At 71.4% G+C, this 12,317-nt stretch carries 1 protein-coding gene; it reads left to right on the plus strand.

All coding sequences use genetic code 11. The features are described from left to right. Positions 1-100: 100 nt before the first annotated feature. A complete protein-coding gene (locus BKN51_RS41960) occupies positions 101-12,313 on the plus strand; it encodes a non-ribosomal peptide synthetase (protein WP_101612834.1) in 12,213 nt (4,070 codons plus the stop codon). Positions 12,314-12,317 lie beyond the last annotated feature (4 nt).

Below are 12,317 nucleotides of genomic sequence, written 5' to 3' on the forward strand. Positions count from 1 at the left end.
CGACGTCGGCTCCTCGACTTGGACCGGGACGGGATCGAGGAATTCGAGGCTTGGTTCGACGACGAACTTCAAGCCCCTTCGCTGATCGAGGGAGAAATTGATGGCTCAGTCGCGGATCGAGGACATCTGGCCGCTGTCGCCGTTGCAGGCAGGGCTGGTCTTCCACGCGGTCTACGACGGTGAAGGGCTCGACGTCTACATTGGACATTGGATCCTGGAGCTGGACGGACCGGTGGACGCGGCCAGGCTGCGCGCGGCCTGGGAGGCGTTGCTCGCGAGGCACGCCTCGCTCCGGGCTTGTTTCCGGCAGCGCAAATCGGGCGAGACGGTGCAGATCATCGCCAGGCAGGCGGAACTGCCGTGGCGCGAGGTCGATCTCTCGCACCTCGACGACCCTGATGCCTCCGGCGAGGCCGTGCGGGTGCTGGCCGAAGAGGACCGGACGAAGCGCTTCGATCTCGCGACGGCGCCGTTGCTGCGGCTCACCTTGATCCGTCTCGGCGACGACAGTCACCGCCTGGTGGTGACCTGCCATCACGCGATCATGGACGCCTGGTCGCTCCCCATCGTGTTCGACGAACTGGCGGCGCTGTACGCGGCCGACGGCGGTCCGCTGGAACTGCCGGAAGTGACGTCGTACCGGGAATACCTCGCTTGGCTCGGCCGTCAGGACAAGGCCAGGGCGCTTTCGGCCTGGGCGGCGGAACTGGGCGACGTCGAGGAGCAGACGCTGGTGGCGCCCGCGGATCCGGGACGAGCGCCCGGCATCCCGGAGAGCGTCACGGTCGAGCTGCCGGAAGGCCTCACCCGCTCGCTGGAGGAGCTGGCCCGCGGGAACGGGCTGACGCTGAACACGGTGGTGCAGGGCGCGTGGGCACTGGTGCTGGCGCAGCTGGCAGGCCGGACGGACATCGTGTTCGGCGCGGTCGTCTCGGCCCGCCCGCCGGATCTCCCTGGTGTGGAAGGAATGGTGGGGCTGTTCCTCAACACCGTCCCGGTGCGGGTACGGCTGCGCGGTTCGGCGCCGGTCGTCGAACTGCTGGCCCAGCTGCAGCGACGGCAGTCCGCGCTGATCCCCGACCAGTTCGTGGGGCTGGCGGACATCCAGCAGGCGGCCGGGCCCGGCGCGGTCTTCGACACCATGATCGTCTTCGAGAACTTCCCGCGCGAGCTCGGTGTCTCGGATTCGCCCGAAGCCTTCGCCATCCGCGTGAACCAGGGCCAGGAAGCCGCGCACTATCCGCTGACGCTGGTCGCCGTCCCCGGCGAGTCGATGCTCGTCAAACTCGACTATCTGACGGATCTCTTCGATCAGGACACCGCGCTCGCCATCGTCGAGCGGTTCACGGGGGTGCTGCGTCAGCTGACGCGGGCGGGCGACCTCACGGTGGCCGACGTCGAGGTGACGAACCCGGCCGAACGCGAGGTGGTCGGCCGCTGGGGAGAGGCATCCGGTGCGAAGCCGGACCGGCTGGCCCTGGAACTCTTCGGCACCCAGGTCGAGCGCCGTCCCGAAGAGACGGCCGTCGCCGAGGGTGATCGGACGCTGTCGTACGGGGAACTGGCGGAGCGCGCGGAGCGGCTCGCCGGGTACCTGAGCGGCAAGGGAGTCCGGCGCGGGGACCGGGTCGCCGTGGTGATGGACCGGTCGCCCGAGCTGATCGCGACCCTGCTCGCGGTGTGGAAGGCGGGGGCGGCCTACATCCCGGTCGATCCGGCCTATCCGGCGGAACGCGTGAAGTTCATGCTGGCGGACGCGGAGCCGTCGGCGGTGGTGTGCACGGAGGCGCACCGGGACTCGGTGCTGGACGGCGGGCTCGAGCCGATCGTCGTCGACGAGCCGGAAACCCGGCGGGCCGTGGCGGAATACGCTCGCCTGTCGACCGGTGCGACCGCCGATGACGTCGCCTACGTGATGTACACGTCGGGCTCGACGGGGATGCCGAAGGGCGTCGCGGTGTCGCACGGCAACGTCGCGGCACTGGTCGGTGAGCCGGGCTGGGGCGTGGGTCCCGGCGACGCGGTGCTGATGCACGCCTCGCACGCGTTCGACATCTCCCTGTTCGAACTGTGGGTGCCGCTGCTTTCGGGCGCCCGGGTGGTGCTCGCCGGATCGGGCGCTGTCGACGGCGAAGCGCTGGCCGGTTATGTGGCGGCCGGGGTCACGGCCGCGCACCTGACCGCCGGCAGCTTCCGGGTGCTGGCCGAGGAGTCGCCGGAATCGGTCGCCGGGCTGCGCGAGGTGCTGACCGGTGGTGACGCGGTGCCGCTCGCGGCGGTGGAGCGCGTGCGGCGGACCTGCCCGGACGTCCGGGTGCGCCATCTCTACGGTCCGACCGAGGCCACGCTGTGCGCGACGTGGTGGCTGCTCGAACCCGGCGACGAGACGGGATCGGTACTGCCGATCGGCCGTCCGCTCGCGGGGCGGCGCGTCCACGTCCTCGACGCGTTCTTGCGGCCCGTGCCGCCGGGACTGCCCGGTGAGCTGTACGTCGCCGGAGCCGGTGTGGCGCAAGGCTATCTGGGGCGTTCGGCGTTGACGGCCGAGCGGTTCGTCGCGGACCCGCATCTGCCCGGCGAGCGGATGTACCGGACCGGGGACCTGGCGTACTGGACGGAACAGGGCACGCTGGCGTTCGCCGGCCGGGCCGACGACCAGGTGAAGATCCGCGGGTACCGGGTGGAACCCGGCGAGATCGAGGTGGCCCTCGCCCGGTTGCCCGGGGTCGGTCAGGCCGTCGTGATCGCCCGTGACGAGCAGCTGATCGGCTACGCGGTCGCCGAAGCGGGACAGGCCCTCGACCCGGCGGTGCTGCGCGGACAGCTCGCCGAAACGCTGCCCGAGTTCATGATCCCGGCCGCGATGCTGGTGCTGGACGAGTTGCCGCTGACGGTCAACGGGAAGGTGGACCGCCAAGCGCTGCCCGAACCGGACTTCTCGTCGAAGTCGGTGGGACGGGAACCGGAGACCGAGGACGAGCGAGTCCTTTGTGGAGTGTTCGCCGAGGTGCTCGGACTGGACCGGGTCGGGGTCGAGGACAGCTTCTTCGAACTGGGCGGAGACTCGATCTCGTCGATGCAGGTGGCCGCCCGTGCGCGTCGCGAGGGAATCTCCCTGACGCCGCGGCTGGTATTCGAGCACCGGACCCCCGGCAGGCTGGCGGCGCTGGCCGCGGAAGCACAGCCCGCCCAAGCATCCACAGTGGACAGTGGCGTTGGCGAGATCCCGATGACGCCGGTGATGCTGGCCCTCGGTGAGAACGCGGTGCGCCCCGGTTTCGCGCAGGCGCGGGTGGTCGTCACCCCGGCGGGCTTCGACCAGGGCGCGCTGGTCACGGCCCTGCGAGCGGTGCTGGACGCGCACGACGTCCTGCGGGCACGGGCGGAGTCCGGCGGACGGCTGCTGGTGCCCGAGCGGGGTGCGGTGGACGCGGCCGGCCTGGTGACGCGGGTCGAGGCCGGTCCGGGGAACCTCGACGAGATCGCCGAACGCGAGGTCAGGACGGCGACGGGCACGCTGGACCCGGCGGCGGGGATCATGGTGCGGGCCGTCTGGGTCGACGCGGGGAACGCCGAGCCAGGCCGGTTGGCGCTGGTGGCGCATCACCTGGCGGTCGACGCGGTCTCGTGGGGAATCCTGCTGCCGGATCTGCGCACGGCCTACGATGAAGCGAGCTCGGGCGGGACCCCCGTCCTCGACGCCGCGACGACGTCGTACCGGCAGTGGGCGCGGCGGCTGGCGGAGCAGGCGCTCAGCGAGCGCACCGTGGCCGAAACCGATCGGTGGGCCGCCCTCCTGGACGGCGCGGACACGGGATTCGAGCAGGGCACCGGGAAGTCGCACTCATGGTCTTCGACGGTGTCCGGCACCGCGGCGAGCGGGTTGCTGGCCCGGTTGCCGGGCGCCTTCCACTGCGGGATCCAGGACGTCCTGCTGGCAGGGCTCGCGGGTGCGGTGGCGCGGGTGCGGGGTACTGACACTGGGCTGCTCGTGGACGTCGAAGGTCACGGGCGCGAAGCCGCCGACGGCGAAGACCTGTTGCGCACCGTGGGCTGGTTCACCAGCGTTCACCCGATCCGCTTCGACCTCGCCGAGGTCGATCTCGACGCCGTGGCGGCGGGTGACGCGGCGGCCGGGCGATTGCTGAAGGCCGCGAAGGAACAGATCCGCGCCGTCCCCGGGGACGGACTCGGCTACGGGCTGCTGCGCTACCTCAACCCCGACACCGGGGCGAGGCTGGCCGAGCTGCCGTCGGCGCCGATCGGCTTCAACTACTTGGGCCGGACAGGCCTTTCCGTCAAGGACAGGGCATGGCAGCAGGCGGGCGAAGGGCCGCTCGGTGGCGGCCCGGACATGATCCTCGCCCACCCCGTCGAGGTCGGCGCGGAAGTCCAGGACACGCCGGAAGGGCCCCGGCTCGCGCTCGCCATCGACGGACAGGACCTCGACCCCGCGACGGTCGAGCGCCTCGGTGAGGCCTGGCTGGAGATGCTGACCGGTCTCGCGGCCCTCGCCGAGGATCCCCGTGCGGGCGGGCACACCCCGTCCGACTTCGGCCTCGTCGCACTCGCGCAGCGGGACGTGGCGGAGCTGGAAGCCGCGACGCCGGGGCTGACGGACATCTGGCCGCTTTCGCCGCTCCAGGAAGGAATGCTCTTCGAACGGGCGGTCGCCGAGGACGACGTCGACGTCTATCAGAGCCAGCGGATCCTGGATCTCGACGGACCGCTCGACGCGGAGCGGCTGCGCACCGCGTGGAACCAGGTGGTCGCGCGGCACGACTCGCTGCGGACGAGCTTCCACCAGCTGGGCTCCGGCGAAACGGTGCAGGTCGTCGCGGCCGAGGTCGAGATCCCTTGGCGCGTAGCGGATCTGTCGCGGCTCGATGAGGCCGCGGCGGTCGAGGAGATCGAACGGCTGCTCGCGGAGGACCAGGCGAAGCGGTTCGACGTGACCGAGGCGCCGCTGCTCCGGCTGCTGCTGATCCGGCTCGGCGCGAACACGCACCGGCTCGTCCTGACGTCGCACCACGTTCTCCTGGACGGCTGGTCGACACCGCTCGTCCTTGGCGAGGTCTCGATCGCTTACGCCGGTGGACAGGGCCCGTCGAGGTCACCGTCCTATCGGGACTACCTGGCGTGGTTGAGCCGCCAGGACGAGCAGGCGACGCGGGAAGCGTGGCGAGCCGAACTCGCCGGGTCGGACGAACCGACCGTCGTCGACGCCGATGCCGACAAGGCGATGGTGGTACCGGGTGAGCACGCCGAATGGCTGCCCGAGGAGGCGACGCGGAACCTCACCGGTTTCGCCCGCGGCCACGGCCTGACGCTGAGCACGATCGTGCAGGGTGCCTGGGCGCTGGTGCTGGCGCGGCTGGCTGGCCGGACGGACGTCGTCTTCGGGACCGTGACGTCGGGGCGGCCCGCCGAGGTGCCGGACGTCGAGCAGATGGTGGGGATGTTCATCAACACCATCCCGGTCCGGGTCCGCCTCGACGGCGGCCAGCCGGTGCTGGACCTGCTCCAAGACCTTCAGGCACGCCAGTCCGCGTTGACGGAACACCAGTACTTGGGGCTTTCGCAGGTCCAGAAGGCGGCAGGCGCGGGCGCGGTCTTCGACACCATCGTGATGATCGAGAACTACCCGCACGACGCCGCCGGTCTCGGCGACGACGGCGGTGTCGCGATCAGCTCGGTCCGCACCCGGACCGGCACCAGCTATCCGCTGGCCATGAGTGTTTCGCCGGGGAAGACCCTGCAGATCCGCGTGGCCTACCGGCCCGACCGGATCGGCGGGGAAACGGCGGCCGAGATCGCCAGGCAGGTCGTGCGTGTCCTGGAACTGGTGGCGTCGGAGGCTTCGCGGCCCGTCGGCACGCTGGCCGTCACGAGCGAACCGGCGCGTGCGTCGGTGGTGGAGCTCTGGAACTCGACCGGTGAAGCGGTGCGCGGGACGACCGTGCCGGAGCTGTTCCGGAGTCAGGCGCGGAAGTCGCCGGACGCGGTCGCGGTCGTCGACGGGGAACGCACGCTGTCCTACGCCGGACTCGACCGGGAGTCCGACCGGCTGGCCGGGTATCTCGCCGGGATCGGCGTACGGCGCGGTGACCGGGTCGGCGTGGTGATGGAACGCGGCGCGGACCTGCTGGTGGCGCTTCTCGCGGTCTGGAAGGCGGGAGCCGCGCAGGTCCCGGTGAACGTGGACTACCCCGCGGAACGGATCGAACGGATGCTGGCCGATTCCGGTGCGGCGGTGGCGCTCTGCGTGGGAGCGAGCCGCGGCGCGGTTCCGGACGGCGTCGAGCCGGTGGTCGTGGACGCGCCGGAGATCGCGGGAACCTCTTACGAGGCACCGGTTTTCACCGCCGGAGCACATGACGTGGCCTACGTGATGTACACGTCGGGATCGACCGGCCTGCCCAAGGGGGTCGCGGTACCGCACGGCAGCGTGGCGGCCCTGGCGGGCGACCCCGGCTGGTCGCAGGGCCCCGGCGATTGTGTGCTGCTGCACGCTTCGCACGCGTTCGACGCGTCGCTGGTCGAGATCTGGGTGCCGCTGGTGAGCGGGGCCCGCGTGCTGGTCGCGGAACCGGGCGCGGTCGACGCGCAGCGGGTGCGGGAAGCGATCGAACGCGGCGTGACCACCATCCACCTGACGGCCGGGACTTTCCGCGTGGTGGCCGAGGAAGCACCGGAGTCCTTCACCGGCTTGCGGGAGATCCTGACCGGCGGGGACGCGGTGCCGCTCGCCTCCGTTGCCCGGATGCGGCGTGCCTGCCCGGACGTCCGGTTCCGGCAGCTCTACGGCCCCACCGAGATCACCTTGTGCGCCACCTGGCTCGTCCTCGAACCCGGGGCGGAAACGGGGAGCACCCTGCCGATCGGCGGACCGCTGGCCGGCAGGCAGGCGTACGTGCTCGACGCGTTCCTTCAGCCGGTGGCCCCGAACGTGACCGGTGAGCTGTACCTCGCCGGAGCCGGTCTGGCGCACGGTTATCTGGGCGCCGCCGGAGCGACGGCGCAGCGATTCCTCGCCAACCCGTTCGCGGCAGGCGAGAGGATGTACCGCACCGGCGACCTGGGCCGCTGGACCGAGCAGGGCGAGCTGGTGTTCGCCGGACGGGCCGACTCCCAGGTGAAGATCCGCGGTTACCGCGTCGAGCCGGGCGAGATCGAGGCCGTGCTGACCGAGGTGCCCGACGTCGCGCAGGCTGTCGTGGTCGCACGGGAAGAGCGTCCCGGTGAGAAGCGGCTGATCGCCTATGTGACCGCGGAATCGGGACAGGCGCTGGAATCCGGCGAGGTCCGCGCGTCGCTAGCGGAGCGGCTGCCGGAGTTCATGGTGCCCGCGGTGGTGCTGGTGCTGGACACGTTCCCGTTGACCCTCAACGGGAAGATCGACCGCGCGGCCTTGCCCGCTCCCGAATTCACCGGGAAGTCCACCGGTCGCGAGCCTCGGACCGAGGCCGAGCGGGTGCTGAGCGACCTGTTCGCCGAGATCCTCGGGCTGGACCACGTCGGCGCCGACGACAGTTTCTTCGAGCTCGGTGGCGACTCGATCCTTTCGATGCGGTTGGCCGCCCGCGCCCGGCGCGAGGACTTCGTTTTCGGCGCGAAGCAGGTCTTCGAGCAGAAGACGCCCGCGGGCATCGCGGCGGTCGCGGAGCGCGGCGGTGAGATCGACGCCGTCCTCGACGACGGTGTCGGCGAAGTCCCGTGGACGCCGGTGGTGCGTGCTCTGCTCGAACGCGATCCCGGCGCGCTGACCCGGGGCGCCTTGGCGCAGTGGGTGACCGCGGGAGCGCCCGGCGACCTGTCGCTGGAGGCGTTGACGGCCGGTTTGGGCGCGCTGATCGATGCCCACGACCTGCTGCGGAGCCGGGTCGTCGAGACCGGGGGAGAGCCTCGGCTGGTCGTGGCCGAGCGGGGAACGGTCGACGCGGCGACGCTGGTCGAGCGGGTCGAAGCCGGTGCCGATGACCTGGACGAGGTCGCGGACCGCTGCGCCCACGAAGCGGCCGGACGGCTGGACCCCGCCGCGGGCTTGATGCTCCAGGCGGTGTGGGTGGACGCGGGACCCGGCCGCGTGGGACGGCTCGTGGTGGCCGCGCATCACCTCGCCGTCGACGTCGTGTCGTGGCGTGTCCTGCTGCCGGATCTGCAACTGGCCTGTGAAGCCGCGGCCGCGGGCCGGGAACCTGTGCTCGACCCGCCGCCCGTTTCGTTCCGGCGCTGGGCGCGGACGCTGGCCGATCAGGCGGCGATCCGGACCGGAGAGCTGGAGACCTGGACCGGGATCCTCGACGGCGCGCAGGCGCGGGTGGGGGAGCTCGATCCCCGGCTCGACACCATCGCGACCTCGGGACGCCGGTCGTGGACCCTGCCGCGGGACCGCGCGAGCGTGCTCGCGGAGAAGGCCACTTCGGCCTTCCACTGCGGCGTGCACGAGGTCCTGCTGGCCACCCTGGCCGGCGCGGTGGTCCAGTGGCGCGGCGGAACCTCCGTCGTGGTGGACGTCGAAGGCCACGGCCGTCAGCCCCTCGACGAGATGGACCTTTCGCGGACGCTCGGCTGGTTCACCGATGTCCATCCGGTCCGGTTGGACACCACCGGGGCGGACCCGGCCGACGCGATCGCGGGCGGCGCTGCGGCCGGTCGCCTGCTGAAGCAGGTCAAGGAGAACGTGCGGGCGGTGCCCGACGGCGGGCTCGGCTACGGGATGCTGCGGTATCTCGACGCCGGGACCGGGAAGGCGCTGGCGGCGCTGCCGACGGCGGAGATCGGGTTCAACTACCTCGGCCGCTTCTCACCGCGGCCCGACGGTGACGCGGAGCCTTGGCAGCTGGCGGGAACCATCGGTGGGGTGGCGGAAGAAGATCTGCCGCTGCGGCACGTCGTCGAGATCGACGCGGTCGTGCTGGACACCCAGGACGGCCCCGAGTTCACCCTGACCGTGACCTGGGCCGGACGGCTGCTCGGCGAGACCGAGGCGGAATCGCTCGCGAAGGCCTGGCTCGACCAGCTGACCGGCCTCGCCACTCACGTCGCCGAAGACGACAGCGCCGGGGGACACACGCCCTCCGACTTCCCGCTCACCACGCTGACCCAGCGAGAGGTGGTGGAGGTCGAGGCAGTCGTCCCGGGCCTGCACGACATCTGGCCGCTTTCCCCGCTTCAGGAAGGCCTGCTGTTCCACGCCGTCGACGAGCGCGGCCCGGACGTTTACGCCGGTATCCGCGACATCCTCCTCGACGGCCCGATGGACGCCGCCCGGTTCCGGGCGTCCTGGCAGACCCTTCTCGACCGGCACCCGGCCCTGCGGGCGAGTTTTCACCAGCTCGGGTCCGGCGTGGCCGTCCAGGCGGTCGCCCGCGACGTGACGCTGCCCTGGGTGGAGACCGACCTGTCCCACCTGCCCGAGGACGAGGCGCTGGCGGAATTCGCCCGCCTCGCGGAGGAGTCGCACGCGGAGCGGTTCGACCTGACGAAGGCGCCGCTGCTGCACCTGCACCTCGTGCGCTTCGGGGACCGCGAGCACCGGATGATCCTCAGGTCGCATCACATCTCGGCCGACGGCTGGTCCCTTCCGGTCTTCCTCGTCGAGGTGATGACGGCGTACGAAACCGGTGGCGACGGCAGGACCCTGCCGGTCCCGACGTCCTATCGGGACTACCTCGCCTGGCTCGCCCGCCAGGACAAGGAAGCCGCCAGGGAGGCGTGGCGGACCGAGCTCGCGGGGCTGGACGAGGCGACCCACGTCGTGTCCCCGGACGCGATCGCCGTGCCCATCGAGCCCGACCGCGTGCGCTTCGAACTCGACGACGCGCTGAGCCATCGCTTGGCGGAGTTCACCCGCGGGCACGGCGTGACGACGAATACGCTTTTCCAGGGGGTCTGGGCGCTGTTGCTGGCGCGGTTGACGGGACGCGACGACGTCGTCTTCGGCACCACGGTGGCCGGGCGCCCGATCGACATCCCCGGCGTCGAGTCCGCGGTCGGCCTGTTCATGAACATGCTGCCGGTCCGCGCTCGCCTCACTGGCGACCGGCCGTTCCTCGACATGCTGACGGATCTGCAGGAACGCCAGGTCGCGTTGATGCCGCACCAGCACGTGGGGCTGACCGAGATCAACCAGCTCGCCGGTTCCGGCGCGGCCTTCGACACGATCGTGGTGTTCGAGAACTACCCGCCCCCGCCGCTCCCGTCCGACGACCCCGAAGTCCTCGCCCTGCGTCCCGCCGGGATCCCGGACGACACCGGGCACTATCCGCTGTCGCTCCGCGCGTCCGAAGGCGGCGGCGTCCACGGCGAGGTCATCTACCGGCCGGACGTGTTCGACCGGACCCGGATCGACGGGTTCGTCGCGTCGATCGTCCGGGCGCTGGAGCAGGTCGTGGCCGAACCGCGGATCCCGGTGGGCCGGGTCGCGCTGATCGGCCCGGAGCAGCGCCGCCTGGTGGTGGACGACTGGAACCGGACCGAGGAGCCGTTCGAAGCCGAGGCCCTGCCGGTGCTGTTCCGCAGGCAGGCCGAGCGGTCGCCGGACGCGCCGGCGGTGGAGGACGCCGCCCGGCGCCTGTCGTTCGGTGAACTGCTCGGCGAGGTGGAATCGCTGGCGCGACTGCTCGTGGGGCTGGGTATCCGGCGCGAGACCCGGGTGGGTGTCGTCGTCGGCCGCTCGGCCGAACTGGCGGTGACGCTGATGGCGGTGTCCTTCGCCGGCGGGGCGTTCGTCCCGGTCGACCCGGACTATCCGCGTGAGCGGATCGAGCTGATGCTGGAGAGTTCGGCGCCCGAGGTGCTGGTGTGCACCAAGGCGACCCGCGCGGTCGTACCGGAGAAGTTCGCGGGCACGGTGCTGGAGCTGGAAGACCTGCCCGCCGCCGATCCGGGCGTGGCGTTGCCGCACGTGGCCGCGAGCGACGCGGCGTACGTGATCTACACGTCGGGTTCGACCGGGGTGCCCAAGGGCGTCATGGTCACCCATTCCGGGCTCGGCAACCTGGCGACCGCGCATATCGAGCGGATGGGCGTGACGTCTTCGTCGCGGGTACTCCAGTTGTCCGCCATCGGTTTCGACGCCATCGTCTCCGAGTTGTTCATGGCCCTGCTGGCGGGCGGGACGCTGGTGCTGCCCGACGCGGAGAGCATGCCGCCCCGGGTGACGCTGGGCGACGCGCTGCGCCGGTGGGGGATCACGCATCTGACCGTTTCGCCGAGTGTGCTGGCTGTCGAAGACGACCTGCCGGACACCCTGCGGACCGTGCTCACGGGCGGCGAGGTGCTGCCACCCGCGTTGGTGGACCGCTGGTCGCCGGGCCGCCGGATGATCAACGCCTACGGTCCGACCGAGACGACGATCTGTTCGACGATGAGCGCCCCGCTCTCGCCGGGACACGACGTGGTCCCGCTCGGCGGCCCGATCCGGAACGTGCGGCACTACGTGCTCGACGCGTTCCTGCAGCCGGTGCCGCCCGGCGTGGCGGGCGAGCTCTACATCGCGGGAGTCGGACTCGCCCGCGGCTACCTCGGGCGTCCGGGCCTGACGTCGGAACGGTTCGTCGCCGATCCGTTCTCGCCGGGCGAGCGCATGTACCGGTCCGGCGACCGGTTCCGCTGGGCCACCGACGGCCAGCTGATCTTCGTCGGCCGGGCGGACGCGCAGGTCAAGGTGCGCGGTTACCGGGTCGAGCCCGCCGAGATCGAGGCCGTGCTGGCGGAGCATCCGGGGGTCGCCCAGGTGGTGGTCGCCGTGCACCGGGACGGACCGGGTGACAAGCAGCTGGTGGCGTACGTCGTGCCGTCGGCGGAGGCGCCCGCGGAGCTGACGTCCGTGCTGCGCGAGCTGGCGGCGGAAAGCCTGCCGGAGTACATGATGCCCGCGGCTTTCGTCGCGCTGGACCGGATGCCGCTCACCCCGAACGGCAAGCTCGACCACCGGGCGCTCCTCGCCCCCGATTTCTCCGGGATGACTTCCGGGCGGAATCCGCGCACGGCGATGGAGTCGAAGTTGTGCGGGCTGTTCGCGGAAGTGCTCGGCCTCGACCGGGTGGGTGCCGACGACAGCTTCTTCGAACTCGGCGGCGACTCGATCATCTCGATGCAGCTGTCGGCGCGGGCACGCCGGGAAGGGCTGGAACTGAGCCCGTGGCAGGTGTTCGAAGAGAAGACACCGGAACGGCTGGCGACGCTCGTCAAGGAGATCCCCGCCGAAGACGAGACCACTCCGGAGCCGGAACCCGCCGGGGGCGCGCTCGTCGCTCTTTCCCTTGACCAGTTGGAACAACTCGAGGCCGGGTTGGCCGGCGAATGACCCC

Source organism: Amycolatopsis sp. BJA-103 (genome assembly GCF_002849735.1).
Classification (GTDB): domain Bacteria; phylum Actinomycetota; class Actinomycetes; order Mycobacteriales; family Pseudonocardiaceae; genus Amycolatopsis.

Coding starts and splice junctions, on each gene's coding strand:
- BKN51_RS41960 (WP_101612834.1), top strand. CDS start 101: ATGGCTCAGTCGCGGATCGAGGACATCTGGCCGCTGTCGCCGTTGCAG.